9 protein-coding genes and 1 pseudogene are annotated in these 16,426 nt (G+C 72.5%); 6 read left to right on the forward strand and 4 right to left on the reverse strand.

Annotated features, from left to right (window positions below):
• Positions 1 to 19 precede the first annotated feature (19 nt).
• The 6 genes and pseudogenes from ASF58_RS05375 to ASF58_RS05400 all read left to right on the forward strand — a co-directional run bounded on the left by ASF58_RS05375 (position 20) and on the right by ASF58_RS05400 (position 9,681).
• Positions 20 to 2,575 carry a PBP1A family penicillin-binding protein gene (locus ASF58_RS05375; protein ID WP_055948160.1) on the forward strand — a complete coding sequence of 852 codons (2,556 nt, stop codon included), beginning with the start codon at positions 20 to 22 and terminating at the stop codon, positions 2,573 to 2,575.
• A 241-nt stretch (positions 2,576 to 2,816) separates the two neighbouring features.
• Complete coding sequence (locus tag ASF58_RS05380) at positions 2,817 to 3,851, forward strand: helix-turn-helix domain-containing protein (RefSeq protein ID WP_055948163.1); 1,035 nt, start codon at positions 2,817 to 2,819, stop codon at positions 3,849 to 3,851.
• 104 nt (positions 3,852 to 3,955) lie between these two features.
• Positions 3,956 to 6,493: a heavy metal translocating P-type ATPase gene (locus ASF58_RS05385; RefSeq protein WP_055948921.1), complete on the forward strand. Its 2,538-nt coding sequence runs from the start codon at positions 3,956 to 3,958 to the stop codon at positions 6,491 to 6,493.
• Positions 6,490 to 6,933, forward strand: a pseudogene (cueR, locus tag ASF58_RS05390) (Cu(I)-responsive transcriptional regulator). The gene ASF58_RS05385 and the pseudogene cueR overlap by 4 nt, the downstream one beginning before the upstream one ends.
• 176 nt (positions 6,934 to 7,109) lie before the next feature.
• Positions 7,110 to 8,285: a M20 aminoacylase family protein gene (locus ASF58_RS05395; protein ID WP_055948166.1), complete on the forward strand. Its 1,176-nt coding sequence runs from the start codon at positions 7,110 to 7,112 to the stop codon at positions 8,283 to 8,285.
• Positions 8,286 to 8,598: 313 nt separating this feature from the next.
• Positions 8,599 to 9,681 (forward strand): molybdopterin-dependent oxidoreductase, encoded by a 1,083-nt coding sequence (locus tag ASF58_RS05400; protein ID WP_055948169.1) that lies wholly within the window; start codon positions 8,599 to 8,601, stop codon positions 9,679 to 9,681.
• Positions 9,682 to 10,457: 776 nt separating this feature from the next.
• Here the strand turns inward: ASF58_RS05400 and ASF58_RS05410 are convergent.
• From ASF58_RS05410 to infB, 4 genes are all read right to left on the reverse strand, one after another.
• Positions 10,458 to 11,030 carry a hypothetical protein gene (locus tag ASF58_RS05410; RefSeq protein ID WP_055948174.1) on the reverse strand — a complete coding sequence of 191 codons (573 nt, stop codon included), beginning with the start codon at positions 11,028 to 11,030 and terminating at the stop codon, positions 10,458 to 10,460.
• Positions 11,031 to 11,586: 556 nt separating this feature from the next.
• Positions 11,587 to 12,615 carry a tRNA pseudouridine(55) synthase TruB gene (truB, locus tag ASF58_RS05415; protein WP_082512830.1) on the reverse strand — a complete coding sequence of 343 codons (1,029 nt, stop codon included), beginning with the start codon at positions 12,613 to 12,615 and terminating at the stop codon, positions 11,587 to 11,589.
• Positions 12,616 to 12,748: 133 nt separating this feature from the next.
• The gene (gene rbfA / locus ASF58_RS05420) at positions 12,749 to 13,183 is read right to left on the reverse strand and encodes a 30S ribosome-binding factor RbfA (protein WP_055948176.1); all 435 of its coding nucleotides are present in this window, start codon (positions 13,181 to 13,183) and stop codon (positions 12,749 to 12,751) included.
• A gap of 297 nt (positions 13,184 to 13,480) precedes the next feature.
• Entirely contained in the window at positions 13,481 to 16,396 is a 2,916-nt protein-coding gene (gene infB / locus ASF58_RS05425; RefSeq protein ID WP_055948179.1) for a translation initiation factor IF-2, read from the reverse strand.
• Positions 16,397 to 16,426: the final 30 nt, after the last annotated feature.

Consider the following 16,426-nt stretch of genomic DNA (forward strand, 5'->3'; position numbering starts at 1 on the left):
CCCGTGACCATGGCCCGCGATGACCTCCCCCGACCCGGACCGCCCGCGCCTCGAGCGGGTCGACCCGCCCCAGCCGGCCCCTGGACCACGCCCCGCCGGCGGGCCGGAGACCGAGGACACGCGCGCCGCGGCGCGGGAAGCCGCGGCGGCGGCCCGGATCCTCGGCCGCCAGCTCGGCGTGCTCGCCATGGGCGCGGCGCGGGGGGCCGGGCGCCGGGCCGCCGGCGCGGCGCGGGCGGCGGGGCCCGCCTGGCAGGGATGGGCCGACCGCATCCGCCCCCGCGCGCCGGCCGGCCCGCAACCCCTCGCCCATGCCGCGCCCGCCGCGGGACCGACGCCCGCGGCCGAGCCTGCACGGGAGCCGCCGGCCCGCGCCGCCGGCCTGCCCGCACGCCTGCGCCGCCATCCCTGGCTCGCCGCCGCCCTGGCGGTCGTCCTGCTGCCGATGGTCGCCCTGGCCGGGCTCGTCCTCTACAGCTTCGCCACCCTGCCGCCCCTGGGCGGCGTGGTGCCGGAGGCCGGGCAGCGGGCGCTCACCGTCGAGGCCGATGACGGCCGGGTCTTCGCCACCCGCGGGGCCTTCCAGGGCCAGAAGCTGACGGCGGCGGAGATGCCGCCCCATCTCGGCCAGGCGATCATCGCGATCGAGGACCGGCGCTTCCGCTCCCACTGGGGCATCGACCCCCGCGGTCTCCTGCGCGCCGTGTACCGCAACGCCGTCGGCGGCGGCGTGCGCGAGGGCGGCTCGACGATCACCCAGCAATATGCCCGGCTCGTCTCCCTGAACCAGGAGAAGTCGCTGCGGCGCAAGATCCAGGAGGCGTTCCTGGCCCTGCGCGTCGAGGCGACGATGTCGAAGGACGAGATCCTGCTCGGCTACCTCAACACCGCCTATTTCGGGGCCGGGGCCTACGGCGTCGATGCCGCCGCCCGGCGCTACTTCGGCAAGGGCGCCAAGGCCCTGACCCTGCCGGAGGCCGCGATGCTGGCCGGCCTCGTGCGCGCGCCCTCGCAGCTGGCTCCGACCCGGAACTTCGGCGGCGCCAAGGAGCGCGCCGACGTGGTGCTGCAGGCCATGGTCGAGACCGGCGCCATCACGGCGGCCGAGGCCGACAAGGCCCGGGCCCAGACCATCACCCTGCGGACGCCTCCCGAGACGCCGCCGGGCACCAACTACTTCCTCGACATGGTCTCGGCCGAGTCGAAGAAGCTCGCCGACGCACCGGGCGACGTCACCGTGCGGACCACCCTCAACCTCGACCTGCAGAGCCTCGCCGAGGGGGTGATCGCCCGGCGCCTCGATGCCGAGGGGGCCAAGAAGAAGGCCAGCCAGGGCGCCATGGTGGTGCTCAACAAGGAGGGCGCGATCCTCGCCCTGGTGGGCGGGCGCGACTACGAGGACAGCCAGTTCAACCGGGCCACCCAGGCCAAGCGCCAGCCCGGCTCGCTGTTCAAGCTCTTCGTCTACCTCACGGCCTACGAGAACGGCTTCAACCCCGACACGGTGCTGGTCGACCGGCCGATCCAGATCGGCGACTGGGAGCCGCAGAACGCGACGGGCCGGTTCAAGGGCGCGGTCCCCCTGCGCAGCGCCTTCGCGCAGTCGATCAACACCGTGGCGGCGCAGCTCGCCGACGAGGTCGGCATCCCGGCGGTCATCGCCACCGCCCACCGGATGGGCGTGACCGCGGACCTGCCCAACGTGCCGAGCCTGGCCCTCGGCTCGGCCGAGGTGACGCTGCTCGAGATGACCCGCGCCTACGCGGGGGTGCTGGCCGGGGCCGCGCCGGTGGACACGCACAGCGTCCACGCCATCCGGGGCGCCCAGCCGCAGCCGCTCTTCCTGCGCGCCGACGCCAAGGGCGGCACCGCGATCCCCACCGAGGCCCGGGCGATGATGCTCGATTCCCTCCAGGCCGTGGTCGACGGCGGCACCGGCAAGGCGGCCCGGGTCGCCGGCCTGCCGGTGGGCGGCAAGACCGGCACGACCCAGGATTATCGCGATGCCTGGTTCATCGGCATGACGCCGGACCTCGTGGTCGGCGTCTGGGTCGGCAACGACGACAATTCCTCCATGAACCGCGTCGGCGGCGGCGATCTTCCGGCGAGCATCTTCCACGACTTCGTCCAGCGGGCGACGGCGCAGCTGGCCAAGGGCCGCAAGCGCCCCTCGGCGGCCCGCGGCGAGCCGGCCCGGGCCGAGCCGGCGCCCGCCCGCGAGGCCGCCGCCAGCGCCGCCGCGCCCGGCATCCGCGGCGTGCCGGAGGTGGTCGATACCGGCACCCTGGCCTTCCGCGGCCGTACCGTCCGCCTCCTCGGCGTCGAGGGCGAGGGCGGGGCGCTCGCCCGGCAGCTCGCGCGCTACCTGCGCCGTCGCGAGGTGACGTGCACCGCCGCGGCCGGTGCCGAGGCGGCCGCCGAGCAGCTCCGCTGCCAGATCGACGGCGACGATCTCGCCTCCCTGATCCTCACGGCCGGCGGCGCCCGCGCCGCCGAGGACGCGCCGGCCGACCTCCTGGCCGCCGAGGAGCAGGCCCGCTCCGAGCGCGCCGGCATCTGGGGCCGGCGGCGGTAGGGGGAGGCCGCGCTCGTGCGGGCCCGAGGATCGAGCCTGTGGTTGCACCGCGCCGTCGATCGCCTATCACGATGCTCGCCCGCGAACGGACGTGGGTCGCATCTCCGATGCGGTCGCGTGACGATCCGCGGGGGCTCTGGCGTTGATCAGGGAAGGCATGTCGCTCGGGGCAGACCCGTCGATCAGGCAAGACCCGTCGCTTAGGGAAGAGCCGTCGCTCGGGAAAGACACGGCGATTCCGGTGGCTGCCGGCCGGATCGTGCCGCACCGGACGGTCCTGAGGAACGACGTTCCGAATGCCTTCGGGACCTACCACGACCTCGTCCGGGCGAGCGGCTCGACCACCTACCGGCTGGGGGACACGTTCGAATCCGCGGTGACGGCCTACAGCTTTCCCCGTTGCACGCTGTTCGACCGGCAGCTGGTCGGGGTCGAGCACCGACGCGACCCCGCGCAGATCCGGCGCGACGGTTTCGAGCACTTCCACCTTCAGGTTCTGCGTTCGGGCCGCATGGCCGGCGGCCCCTTGGGCGAGGAGCGGACACTCGCGCCGGGGGACGCCCTCCTGTTCGATGCGACGCTGCCGCAGCGGACCCTGGTGGCGGATGCCGATTACGTCACCGTGACCCTGCCGCGTGCATGCCTCGACGCGGTGCTGCCGGACGCCCGAGGCCTGCACGGACGGATCCTGCCGCGGAACTCCGGCCCCCTGGGGGCGGCGGTCCTGTCCCTGGCGCGGCAGGCGTCCGGCCTCGGCGTCGATCCCGGCGCCGACAGCGCGCTCATGATCGCGGATCTGCTGGCGTCCTTCGTCGGAAGCACCCGGCTCACCGGCCAGGGGCGGATCGACGAAGCGGAGATCGATCGCTCCAGGCGGCTCCGGGCGGAGCTGTTCATCGACGCCAACCTGGGCCGCCAGGACCTCGACGTGGAGGCCGTGGCGCGCGGCATCGGCCTGTCGCGGAGCGCCCTGTACCGGGCGTTTCAGAGGTCCGGGGGGATCGAGCGCGCGATCATCCGGCGCCGCGTCGCCCGGTTCAGGTCCGCGCTCCTGACGCCGTACGAGGGCCGCCCGATGAAGGTCATGGCCTACGATTTCGGCTTCGCGAGCCTGAGTCACTGCTCGCGCGTCTTCAAGGATTTCTACGGCGTCGCCCCGAACCGGCTTCGGGGCGAACTGCGCGGGGCGGCCGGCACGAACGCGCAGGCGCTCAGGGTCGATCGCATGGACGCCTGGTACCGGGACCTGAACGTGTCCCCTCCCGTGTCGGCCTAGCGTCCGTCCGTCGCGCCGCCGCGGCGCGACGCGCGGGGGGCGCGCCGGGCGGCTGCCACCGACCCCCTTGACCTTCCCACCATGGGAACCCCCACATGGGGGACATGGACAAGCGCCCGCTCCTCGATTCCGCGATTCCCACGCCCGGCCGGCGCCTCGGCTTTCCGGTGGAGGGGCTGTCCTGCGCCTCCTGCGTCGGGCGGGTCGAGCGGGCGCTCCGGGCGCTGCCCGGGGCCCAGGAGGTCTCGGTCAACCTCGCCACCGGTCGGGCCGAGCTGCGTCTGCCCGGGCCGGGCGCCGCGGCGGTGGAGGCCGTCGCCCGGGCGGGCTACGGGGTGCCGGAGACCGTCACGGCCCTGGAGATCGCCGGGCTGTCCTGCGCCTCCTGCGTCGGCCGGGTGGAGCGCGCGCTGGCCGCCGTCCCGGACGTCACGGCGGTCGCGGTCAACCTCGCCACCGGTCGCGCCGAAATCCGCCACCCCGAGGGGCTGGTGGCGCGCCGGGACCTGGAGGCCGCGGTCGTGAAGGCGGGCTACCAGCCGCAGGCCCCGGGCGAGGACCCGGCCGAGGCACCGGTCGCGGCCCGGGAGGCGCGCCAGGCGCGGGAGGGGGCGGGCCTGCGCCGCGACCTCGTCGCCGCGGCCGTCCTGTCGGCGCCCGTCGTCGTCCTCGACATGGGCGGCCACCTCGTCCCGGGCTTCGGCCACGCGGTTCACGGCGCGCTCGGCGCCGGGGCCGGCTGGATCCAGGCCGGCCTCGCCACCCTGGTGCTCGCCGGACCCGGGGTCCGCTTCTTCCGCCAGGGCCTGCCCGCCCTGGTCCGCGGCCATCCGGACATGAACGCCCTCGTGGCCCTCGGGTCCGGCGCCGCCTACCTCTATTCCCTGGTCGCGGTCCTGGCGCCGGAGCTGCTCCCGCCCGGGACGGCCCATCTCTACTTCGAGGCCGCGACCCTCATCGTCACGCTGATCCTCCTCGGCCGGACCCTCGAGGCGCGGGCCAGGGGGCGGACGGGCGCGGCCATCGCGCGCCTGGTCGGCCTCAGCCCCGCCACCGCGCGGGTGATCCGCGACGGCGTCGAGACGGAGGTGGCCCAGGCCAGCCTCCGGCGCGGGGACGTGGTCCGGGTCCGCCCGGGCGAGCGGGTGGCCGCCGACGGCACCCTGGTCTCCGGGTCGAGCTACGTCGACGAGAGCATGATCACCGGCGAGCCGGTGCCGGTGGCCAAGGCGCCCGGCGACGGGGCGGTGGGCGGCACCCTCAACACCCATGGCAGCTTCGACCTGCGGGTGGATTCCGTCGGAGCCGAGACCGTGCTCGCCCGGATCGTCCGCATGGTCGAGGCGGCGCAGGGCGCCAAGCTGCCGATCCAGGCCCTGGTCGACCGGGTCACGGGCTGGTTCGTGCCGGCGGTCATCGCCGCCGCGGCGGCGACCTTCGCGGGCTGGCTCGCCTTCGGCCCGAGCTCCGCCGACGCCCCCGCCCTCGGCCTCGCGCTGGTCAACGCCATAGCGGTGCTCATCATCGCCTGCCCCTGCGCCATGGGCCTCGCGACCCCGACCTCGATCATGGTCGGCACCGGCCGGGCGGCGGAGCTCGGCGTGCTGTTCCGCAACGGCGGCGCGCTCCAGCGCCTGCGCGCGGTCCGGGTCGTCGCCCTCGACAAGACCGGAACGCTGACCCTCGGCCGCCCGACCCTCACCGACCTCGTCGCCGCGCCGGGCATCGCGGCGGACGAGGCCCTGCGCCTGGCCGCGAGCCTCGAATCCCGCTCCGAGCACCCCGTCGCCCGCAGCCTCGTGGCGGCGGCCGCGGCGCGCGGCCTGGCCCTCGGATCGGTGACGGACTTCGCGGCGGAGCCCGGCTACGGCATCGCCGGCACGGTGGAGGGCCGCGCGGTCGTGGTGGGGGCCAAGCGCTTCCTCGATCGCCGCGGCATCGCCGCCGGGGCCCTGGAGACCGAGGCCGACCGCCTCGCCCGGGACGGCCGCAGCCCCCTCTACGTCGCCCTCGACGGGCGCCTCGCCGCCGTGATGGCCGTGGCGGACCCGATCAAGCCCGGCGCGGCGGACGCCGTCGCGGCCCTGCGCGCCCGCGGCCTCGTGGTGGCGATGGTCACCGGGGACGGGCAGGCGGCCGCGGAGGCCGTGGCCCGCACCCTCGGCATCGCGTCGGTCGCGGCCGAGATCCTGCCCGGCGGCAAGGTCGCGGCGGTGCAGGCCCTGCGCGCCCGCCACGGCGCGGTGGCCTTCGTGGGCGACGGCATCAACGACGCGCCGGCCCTGGCCGAGGCCGATGTGGGGATCGCCATCGGCACCGGCACCGACATCGCGGTGGACGCCGCCGACGTGGTGCTGATGTCGGGCGCCCTCTCGGGCCTGGTCAGCGCCCTCCGGCTCTCGGCCGCGGTGATGCGCAACATCCGCCAGAACCTGTTCTGGGCCTTTGCCTACAACGTCGCGCTGATCCCGGTGGCGGCGGGGCTGCTCCACGCCGTCGGCGGGCCGCTGCTCTCGCCGGTCCTCGCCGCCGGCGCCATGGCGCTGTCGAGCGTCTTCGTCCTCGCCAACGCCCTGCGCCTGCGCCGGGCCGGCGGCAGGGTGACGACCCCGGGGGCGGCGACCCCGGGGGGCGGGGCATGAGCGCGGGGGCGATCACCATCGGCGAGGCCGCCCGCGCCACCGGCGTCTCGGCCAAGATGATCCGCTACTACGAGGAGACCGGCCTGCTGGCGCCGGCCGGCCGGACGGCCGCGGGCTACCGCCTCTAAACCGGGGCCGACCTCCACGCCCTGCGCTTCGTGCGCCGGGCCCGCGACCTCGGCTTCACCATGGAGGACATCCGGGCGCTCCTCGCCCTCTGGCACGACCGCTCGCGGGCGAGCGCCCAGGTGCGCCGCCTCGCCCTCGACCACGTGGCGGACCTGCGGCGCCGGATTGACGCCCTGGACGGCATGGCCCGCACCCTGGAGGACCTCGCCGCCCATTGCGGCGGCGACGCCCGGCCCGACTGCCCGATCCTCGACGACCTCGCCAGCGGCCGGCAGGGCTTGGCCGGCAGGGCATGGCCGGCGAAAGCCTGACCGGAGAAGGCTTGACCGGCGCGACACCGCGGCAGGGGGAGCGCGACCCCGAAGGGGCGCCTTCGCGACGCGGGAAGCGTTGACCGCATTCCTGGCCTCTTGTTTGCTGGGTGAACGGCGTCGCAACCCCGGCGCGTCCCCCCTTGAGAGCCGTCGCCTCTCGAAAGTCGCTGTCCATGCCCGTCCTCGACCGGATCGCCGCCTTCGCGGACGAGATCGCCGCCTGGCGCCAGGATCTCCACGCGCATCCCGAGCTGCAATACGACGTCCACCGCACCGCCGGCTTCGTCGCCGACAAGCTGCGGGCCTTCGGCTGCGACACGGTCGCCACCGGCATCGGCCGCACCGGCGTCGTCGGCGTGATCCGGGGCCGCGCCCACGGCTCGAACCGGGCCATCGGCCTGCGCGCCGACATGGATGCCCTGCCGATCCAGGAGGCGCGCGACCTGCCCTACCGCTCCACGGTGCCGGGAAAGATGCATGCCTGCGGGCATGACGGGCACACCGCGATGCTGCTCGGGGCGGCGAAGTACCTGGCCGAGACCCGGGACTTCGACGGCACGGCGGTGCTGATCTTCCAGCCGGCCGAGGAGGGCGGCGGCGGCGGCGAGGCCATGGTCCGCGACGGCATGATGGAGCGCTTCGGCGTCGAGACCGTCTACGGCATGCACAACATCCCGGGCCAGGCGCTGGGCACCTTCGCCATTCGGCCGGGCCCGATCATGGCCTCCACGGACCGCTTCACCATCACCATCACGGGACGGGGCGGCCACGCCGCCCAGCCGCACAACGCCATCGACAGCGTGCTGGTGGCCAGCCACGTGATCACGGCCCTGCAATCCGTGGTGTCGCGCACCGTCGATCCCCTGGAGAGCGCGGTGGTCTCGGTCTGCGCCCTGGAGGCGGGGGAGGCCTTCAACGTGCTGCCGCAATGCGTGGTCCTGCGGGGCACCATGCGGGCGCTCTCGAAGCCGATGCGGGCCCTGGTCCAGGACCGGATCAGCGCGATCGTCACCCACGTGCCGCGGGGCTTCGGCGCCACGGGCACCATCGAATTCAACAGCGGCTATCCCATCACCGAGAACCACCCGGCGGAGACGGACTTCATCGCCGACGTGGCGGCGGAACTCGTCGGCGAGGCCGGGATCGACCGGGCCGTGGCGCCCATGATGGCGGCGGAGGATTTCTCCTACATGCTCGCCCACCGCCCCGGCGCCTACATCTTCCTCGGCAACGGCGACAGCGCCGGCCTGCACCACCCCGACTACGACTTCAACGACGCCGCCGCGCCCTACGGTGCCTCGCTCTGGGCCCGGGTGATCGAGACGGGGCTGCCGATCCGGGGCGCGTGAGGCGGGGTGCGCCGCGCGGGCCGACCGATGACGCTGACTTGACCCTCACTTGGCCCTCACTTGGCCCTGCGCCGGGAACGGCACCCGATCCGCTCGACCCGGCGCGGGACGGCTTGCGACCCCGACCAGGTATCCCGACCAAGTATCCCGACGAGGCCCTGCGCGTCTCCGGACCGTCCGTTCTTCGGCCCTCGGCCCTCGGGCGACGGCGCGCGACGCCGCTCCGCGCGCGGCGTCGTCCCTCGGGTCCGCGATTGAGCCTTACCGCCGCCGGCGCGTTCACGTCCGTGTCCTCACCCGAACGGAAGCCGCGATGTCGAGCCCCTCTGAGCGAAAGGCTCGCCTGATCGTCCATGGCGACCAGCCCTACAATGCCGAACCGCCCCTCGGCCGCCTCCGTGCCGCCTACCGGACCCCGGCAGAGGACTTCTATGTCCGCTCGCATGGCGACCTGCCGGATCTCGAACCGGAAACCTGGAGGCTTACCGTCGAGGGCGGAGACGGTGTCACGGGCGAGCTGTCGCTGCACGACCTGCAGACCCGCTTCCCCGAAGTCACGGTCACGGCCACGATGCAGTGCGCCGGGAATCGTCGTGCCGACCTGCGTGCGGTTGCCCCGGTCTCCGGCGATCCTTGGGATGCCGGGGCCATCGGAACGGCGGCGTGGACCGGCGTCCGGCTCGGCGACGTCCTGCGCGCGTTCGGGGTCACGGACGACGCCGGCCTCCATGTGGCCTTCGAGTGCCACGACCGCGTGGAGGGGCGCCCCTACGGAGCCTCGATCCCCCTCGCCAAGGCCATGGCGCCCGAGACCTTGCTCGCCCACGCCATGAACGGCGCGCCTCTGCTGCCCGAGCACGGCTTCCCGGTCCGCGCCGTCGTACCGGGCTTTGCCGGCGTGCGCAGCCCGAAATGGCTCCGCCGCCTCGCGGTGCAGCGCCACCCGTCCGACAACCCGATTCAGGCCGACGATTACAAGCTGTACCCGCCCGACGTGACCGCGGAGAGCGCGGACCCGACCCGGGGGCACACCATCGACACGATGCCGCTGAACGCGGCGATCTGCGAACCGGACCGCGGCGCCACCCTCAAGGCCGGTCCGAACCGGGTCCGCGGCTACGCGGTGAGTGGCGACAGGGCCATTGTCCGTGTCGATGTCTCCGGGAATGGAGGCCGGTCCTGGAGGCAGGCCGACCTCGAGCACGAGACGGATGCGCCGTTCGCCTGGACCTTCTGGAGCGTGGACCTGGATCTGCCGCCAGGCGAACACGAGCTCGCCGTCCGCGCCTGGGATGCCGCCGGCCAAACGCAGCCGGCGCTACCGGACGATGTCTGGAACCACAAAGGCTATCTCTGCACCTGCTGGCACCGGCTGCGTGTGCGGGCGGAGGCCTGAACCACCGGTTTGTCCCAAGCAAGCGGAGCGCGTTTCGTGCGCAGCCCCCAGAATTGTTGCCGACATCGTCGCGGACATCGTTGCGGACTTGCCCCGCCTCCCGCGGGCCGCCTGCGCGGGGGACGCCGCCAGCCCGACGGTTCGCGCGGCGTCGGGACGGGGAACGGCAGGGGCGGGACCCGCCCGACATCGTGGTGCCCAGCGAGGACCGGAGCGCGGCGGCGTTCGCGACCGTCCCGGCTGCGCAGACCGACCGTTTTCGGGACGTTCGGCTCGCGGGCTGCCCTGGCGCGAGAGCGGCGCGCCTCTTCGCCCCGATGTCGGGAGGGCTGGCGATCCGACCTCGCGCCGCCCGCGAAGCGGCGGTCCGACGGGGGGCGATGATATCAGGGAAGCGGGACAGGGCGATCCAGGGACCCCTGGTCCCAAAGCCTGAGCTGACGAAAGCTGTCCGCCGCGCTCGACGCGGCCGCCTTCCGCTCCGTCGCCGGTGGCGGCATCGATCTTATGTGGGACGGCCCGGGCGGCGCCGATACCGTCGCGCGCGGCCCTTCAATCCTGACGGTCGATGTTCTCGATGCCTCGAGGTCTGCGCGGCTTCAGGTCGGCGGTGGGTCGGAGGCCTGGTTGTCGGGGGTCCCGCCCACGGCGATCACGGCAAACGACATCTTATTCATTAAGCGCATCAGCGATGGTCGTAATTTCGTAAGCTTGGCAGATCCTGCGCGCACGCCGCGCAGGATCTGATGTCTTAAAATGCCTTTCGTCCGCGACTATCAGGCATCGGCGTTGCGTGAGAGACTGAGGACCGGCGGCCCGGAAATGTAAGTCTTAAAGAATTCTGCAGCCTCTGCCATGTCATTCGCGCGATCTGTCTCGACAGCAGCGTCCATCGCGCGCTTGAATTCACCAGATAGAAGGGCAATGTAGAAATCTGATTGAGCGAATTCACTTCGATATCTATCATTCTCCGGCTCATCCTTGATCGCTGCAAGTTGTAGATTTTTCTCCTTGTCGGTCATTGTGCGGTCGCTACGGATACGGTCTTCCACGGCCCCCCAGTTGTCAAACCGCTCGGCGACTTGGCTCTGACCGATAGCGATGATGATGGACCGAGGTTCTTTCGCCCTCTGCGCTGCCGCGTCCCGCTCCGCTTGGGTGACGTTGAAGATGACCGCGGCGCCCGAGGCTTGTCGGGCGGCAGGGCCCGGAGCGGGTGACAGGCCCTGGGCCGTCTTGATCAGGTCGTTGGCATCACCGGAGGCCGGCTGCGCCGAGGGAGGCCGTCCGAGCTCCCGCAGCAGCGAGAGGACGGAACTAGACCGCGCGGACATTTCGCTCACGGACATGATGGTTCTCCAATGGATCGGCGCTCGGATCCTCATTGCGGGCCATGCTGTCCGCGGGCGCGCGATCGCGGAGCAGGCCGACGATCATGGGGGCCTTGCCATTGAAAAGGGTGTTAAACCACCGGCCTAGACTGTCTCGGCATGAGACTCTCAGGCTAAAATGTTTCGATGGATTGGAGCAGTCCGACACCGGTGCGCGCCCTGCACTGGAGAGGCAGGTGCCGGTGCGGTGCGTGCCTGCCGAAGCCGCAGCGACCACGGGCGGCGCGTCGGAGATCGAAGGCCCGGAACGCGGCTCATAGAGGGCGCCGCGCGCCGCGGTCGCGTGGGCGGACGCTCCGGTCGGACGACGGAGCCGCGTCGCGTCGGCCCCGGGGCCGCGCGGCGGAGCCCGGGATGGCACGCCTGCGGCGCGTCCCTTCGGGATCCGCGCTCGGGGGCGGCGACGGGGACCGGCGGCGCGGGGCGGTCGCCGGACGAAGGAGGGGGCCTGCGCGTGCCGCTGCTATGCGCGCCCGCGGCCACCCTCTCCGGGGGGAGGGGGCGAACGCCCTGCTCAGGCCGGGCGGTTGGCCGTTCCGCCGAGGTGGAACACCCGGTGCGGCACCAGTTCGCCGCGCTCGACATCGCCCACCGCCACGAGGATGCCGCCGCAGGTGGCGAAGGCCTTGCCCTCCACCGGGGCGTCCCGCCCGCGCAGGATCACCGGCTGGCCGCGCATCAGGCGCAGGGCCATGTCGCGGGAGACCGGCACCGACGGGACCGCGTCGAGGGCGGTCTCGACCGGATGGAGATGGCCGGCATTGCCGTCCGGCCCGGCTTCCTCGAGGGCGGCGACCTGGCAGGCATCCGCTTCCGTGAAGGGGCCGACCCGGGTGCGGCGCAGGGCCGAGACGTGGCCGTAGCAGCCGAGCAGGCGGCCGAGGTCGCGGGCGATGGCGCGGACATAGGTGCCCTTGCCGCAGGCGGCCTCGATCACCGTGCGCTCGGGGCTGTGCTCCACCACCGCGAGATGGTCGATCTGGACCGGGCGGGCCACCAGCACGACCTCCTCGCCGTCGCGGGCGAGGTCGTAGGCGCGCTCGCCCGCGATCTTGATCGCCGAGTAGCGCGGCGGCACCTGCTCGATGGCGCCGATGAAGGTCGGCAGCGCCGCCGCGACGGCCTCCCGGGTCGGGCGCGCCTCGCTGGTGGCCACCGGCCGGCCCTCGGCATCGTCGGTGTCGGTCTCGATGCCCCAGGTCACGGTGAAGATGTAGGCCTTGCGCCCGTCCATCACGAACGGAACCGTCTTGGTCGCCTCGCCCAGGGCGATCGGCAGGATGCCGGAGGCCAGGGGGTCGAGGGTGCCGGCATGGCCCGCCTTCTTGGCGTTGAAGGCGCGCTTCACCACCGCGACCGCGTGGGTCGAGGTCATGCCGACGCCCTTGTCGAGGATCACCCAGCCGTTGACGTCGCGGCGCTTCGGCCGATCGGGACGCGGCGCGCCCCGCGGCGGTCGCCGGCCCTCGGCGGCCACGGGCCGGTCCGCCGGATTCGGCAGCGCTGAGCCCTCGGTGCGCTCGACGGTCGGTTCGTTGATCATGGGGGTCCTCGGTCAATGATCATAGGGGGCGGGCGGCACGTCCTGCGCCGTCATCCGTCCCGGTCGGGGTTCGCTGTTCGGTGTCTCCGCCGCCGCGGGCCGGAGACCCTGCACCGCTCAAGCGCGCTGCGCGTCAGGCGGCATCGGGGTCCGAGGCGCCGTCGTCCTTCTCCGCATCCGGCGATTCGAGGTCTCGGCGCACCTTATCAGTCCGCAGCAGGGCGTCGATCCGGTCGGCCTCGTCGAAGGTCTCGTCGCGCAGGAAGCGCAGGTCGGGGGCGTATTTGAGGTTCACCCGTCGGGCGACCTCCTGGCGCAGCGCCTTCTTGTTGCGCGCCAGCGCGGCCAGGACCGGCGCCTCATCGAGGCCGCCGAGCGGCATGATGTAGGCGGTGGCGAGCTTCAGGTCCGGCGACATCCGCACCTCCGGCACGGTGATGACGTGCGCGCTCAGCACCGGGTCCTGGATATCGCCGCGCTGGAGAACCTCGGCGATGGCGTGGCGGATCAGCTCGGCGACGCGCTGCTGGCGCTGCGAGGGTCCGGTGGGAGTCTGTCTCTGGGCCATGTCGGGTTCTGATCGTCTTCTCGTCGAAACGGTTCGACACCGGCGCGCCGGAAGCCGCGGACGATGCGTCGCTGAAACGGAACATCGAGGTGCCGCCGCACGGAAACGCCGAGCCGGCTGAAACGAAGCGGACGTCGAAGGCGACCCTCTTAGCGCAGTTCGCCGTCCGGGATATAGGCCCGTCGCGTCAGTTTCCGCGTCGTCTTTCCGCGAAAGAGACGCGTGCGGGCTCCGAAATGCACGACGGGGCCGCGACCTCGTCGCGACCCCGCTGGTATTTCTAAGCGAATCAACCGCTCAGAGCGTGCGGCGGATCTCCTCGACCCGGTAGCACTCGATGGTGTCGCCGGCCCGCATATCCTGGAAGTTCTCGAAGGACATACCACACTCGTAACCGGCGGTGACTTCCTTCGCATCGTCCTTCAGGCGCTTCAGCTGGGCGAGCTTGCCCTCGTGGATGACCACGCTGTCGCGAATCAGGCGGACATGCGCCCCGCGCTGGACCACACCGTCGGTGATGCGGCAACCGGCGATCTTGCCGACCTTCGAGACGTCGAAGATCTGCAGGATCTGGGCCTCGCCGAGACGCTCCTCGCGAAGGGTCGGCGGCAGCATGCCCGAGAGGGTCGACTTAATGTCATCCACGAGGTCGTAGATGATGTTGTAGTAGCGGATCTCGACACCGTTCCGCTCGGCCGACTCGCGCGCTTCCTTGTGGGCCCGCACGTTGAAGCCGATGACGACGGCCTTCGAGGCCTCCGCCAGGGTGATGTCCGACTCGGTGATGCCGCCGACGCCCGCGAGCAGGATGCGCGCCGACACCTCGTCGTTGCCGAGCTTCTCCAGCGCGCCGTTGATGGCCTCCACAGAGCCCTGCACATCGCCCTTGACGACGAGCGCCAGTTCCTTGCGGCCGGCGCCCTCCTTCAGGTCGCGCATCATGTCCACGAGCGAGCGGTTGGCACCGCCGGTGCGCGCGGCCAGGCGCTCACGCTTCTGGCGAGCCCGGTACTCGGTGACCTCGCGCGCCCGCGCCTCGTTCGGCACGACCACGACGCGGTCGCCCGCATCCGGGGTGCCGTTGAAGCCGAGCACCTCCACCGGGACCGACGGTCCGGCGTAGGGCACGTTCTCGCCCTTGTCGTCGATGAGGGCACGCACGCGGCCCCATTCGGCACCGGCCACGACGATGTCGCCGGTGAACAGGGTGCCGCGCTGGACCAGGACCGTCGCCACCGGGCCGCGACCGCGATCGAGCTTGGCCTCGATGACCGTGCCCTCACCGTCACGCGTTTCGTTGGCGCGCAGGTTCATGATTTCGGCCTGGAGCTGCAGGCCCTCGAGAAGCTCCGGCAGACCGTCGCCGGTCTTGGCCGAAACCTCGAATTCGAGGGTCTCGCCGCCCATGGACTCGACCTGGATGTCGTGCTGCAGCAGCTCGGTGCGCACCCGCTGGGGGTTCGCCTCGGGCTTGTCGATCTTGTTGATCGCCACGATGAGCGGCACGCCGGCCGCCTTGGCGTGGGAGATCGCCTCCACCGTCTGGGGCATGACGCCGTCATCGGCCGCCACCACGAGCACGACGATGTCCGTCACCTTGGCGCCGCGGGCGCGCATCGAGGTGAAGGCTGCGTGGCCGGGGGTGTCGATGAAGGTGACCATGTCGCCGCTCGGGGCTGCAACCTGATAAGCACCGATGTGCTGCGTAATGCCGCCGGCCTCGTCGGAGACGACGGTGGTCTTGCGGATCGCGTCGAGGAGCGAGGTCTTGCCGTGGTCGACGTGGCCCATGATCGTGACGACCGGGGGACGCGGATCGAGATCCTCCTCCAGCTCGGGCTCGTCGCTGAACAGGCCTTCCTCGACGTCCGACTCCGCGACGCGGCGCACGGTGTGGCCAAGTTCCTCGGCAATCAGCTGCGCTGAATCCGAGTCGATCACGTCGGTGATCTTGTGGATCTCGCCCTGCTTCATCAGCAGACGGATGACATCCACCGCTCGCTCCGACATGCGGTTGGCGAGTTCCTGGATCGTGATCGTCTCCGGGATGATGACTTCGCGGGAGAGCTTCTCTTTCTGCTCGACCTGCCGGTTTCCGCTCATGCGCTGCTGGCGGCGGCGGAACGAGGCGACGGAGCGCGTGCGCTCGTCTTCACCCGAGGTGGCGGTAGCAATCGTGAGGCGGCCGCGGTTGCGGTCGCCACCCGGCTGCTTCGGTGTCTTGGGCGGCGTGATGATCTTGAGCGGCATGCCCGGGCGGCGGATCACGCGCTTCTGCTCGCTCTCCTCCTCGGCAGCCTGCGGACGACCCGCCGTGCGGGCCGGCGTGGCACCACCGGCCGGGCGAGCGGCCGTGGCGGCCGTCGGGGCGGTGGGCTCAGGCTCCGGCGCCGGAGCGGGACGAGCCATGAAGTTGAGATCGCGCGGCTTGCGCACGTCCGCCGTGATGGTCTTGCGCGGCTCTGCCGTAGCCGGACGCGCCGTCAGTGGCGGGCGGGCAGCCGGACGGGCGGGAGTTGCTGTTGCTGCCGGACGGGCCGGCGCAGCGGCAGCGGCGGGACGCTCTGCCGCCGGAGCGGCTGCGGGGGGCGCCGAGCGAACGATCGTCGGAGCCGCGGGCATCGGGGCGGTCTTCGACACCGTCGGGGTAGAGGCCGGCACAGCCTGTTCCTTGGCTGCCTCCTGCGCCGCAGCTTCGGCGGCGCGCTGCGCCTCCTCGGCGGCACGACGCTCCTCCTCTTCTTTGCGGCGGCGGGCTTCTTCCTCGCGCTTCTTGGCCTCGGCCGCTTCACGCTCGCGCTGCTCGGCAGCCAGGCGCTCACGCTCCGCAGCGGCTTCCGCCTCGGCACGGTTGCGGGCCTCCGTCTCGCGACGCTGGGCGTCGGCGAGGGCGGCAGCGCGGGCATCGCGCTCCTGCTCGCTGAGCGTCCGCAGGACGACGCCGTTCGCCGAGCGCTGGGCCGGGCGCGGAGCCGCTGGCGGCGGGGGCGGGGCCACCCGCGTCGCAGGGGCGACGGGCGTCGTCTCACGCGCCGGGGCAGCCGGAGCCGCACCGATGACACGGCGCTTCACCGTCTCGACCACGACCTGCTTGGTGCGGCCATGGGAGAAGCTCTGACGCACCGTTCCCTGCTCGATCGGACGCTTCAAGGACAGCGGCTTCGAAGGGGGTCTCGCCTGCGTCTTGTCGCCCGGATTGTTCGTATCGCTCATTCAGTCCAAACCCTGAGGGTTTCCATCGTC

Source organism: Methylobacterium sp. Leaf125 (assembly GCF_001423085.1).
Taxonomy (GTDB): domain Bacteria; phylum Pseudomonadota; class Alphaproteobacteria; order Rhizobiales; family Beijerinckiaceae; genus Methylobacterium.

What these genes read in the sequence shown, in the direction of transcription:
- ASF58_RS05375 (WP_055948160.1), top strand. Translation starts at nt 20, where the DNA reads ATGACCTCCCCCGACCCGGACCGCCCGCGCCTCGAGCGGGTCGACCCG.
- ASF58_RS05385 (WP_055948921.1), top strand. Translation starts at nt 3,956, where the DNA reads ATGGACAAGCGCCCGCTCCTCGATTCCGCGATTCCCACGCCCGGCCGG.
- ASF58_RS05395 (WP_055948166.1), top strand. Translation starts at nt 7,110, where the DNA reads ATGCCCGTCCTCGACCGGATCGCCGCCTTCGCGGACGAGATCGCCGCC.
- ASF58_RS05400 (WP_055948169.1), top strand. Translation starts at nt 8,599, where the DNA reads ATGTCGAGCCCCTCTGAGCGAAAGGCTCGCCTGATCGTCCATGGCGAC.
- ASF58_RS05410 (WP_055948174.1), bottom strand. Translation starts at nt 11,030, where the DNA reads ATGTCCGTGAGCGAAATGTCCGCGCGGTCTAGTTCCGTCCTCTCGCTG.
- truB (WP_082512830.1), bottom strand. Translation starts at nt 12,615, where the DNA reads ATGATCAACGAACCGACCGTCGAGCGCACCGAGGGCTCAGCGCTGCCG.
- rbfA (WP_055948176.1), bottom strand. Translation starts at nt 13,183, where the DNA reads ATGGCCCAGAGACAGACTCCCACCGGACCCTCGCAGCGCCAGCAGCGC.
- infB (WP_055948179.1), bottom strand. Translation starts at nt 16,396, where the DNA reads ATGAGCGATACGAACAATCCGGGCGACAAGACGCAGGCGAGACCCCCT.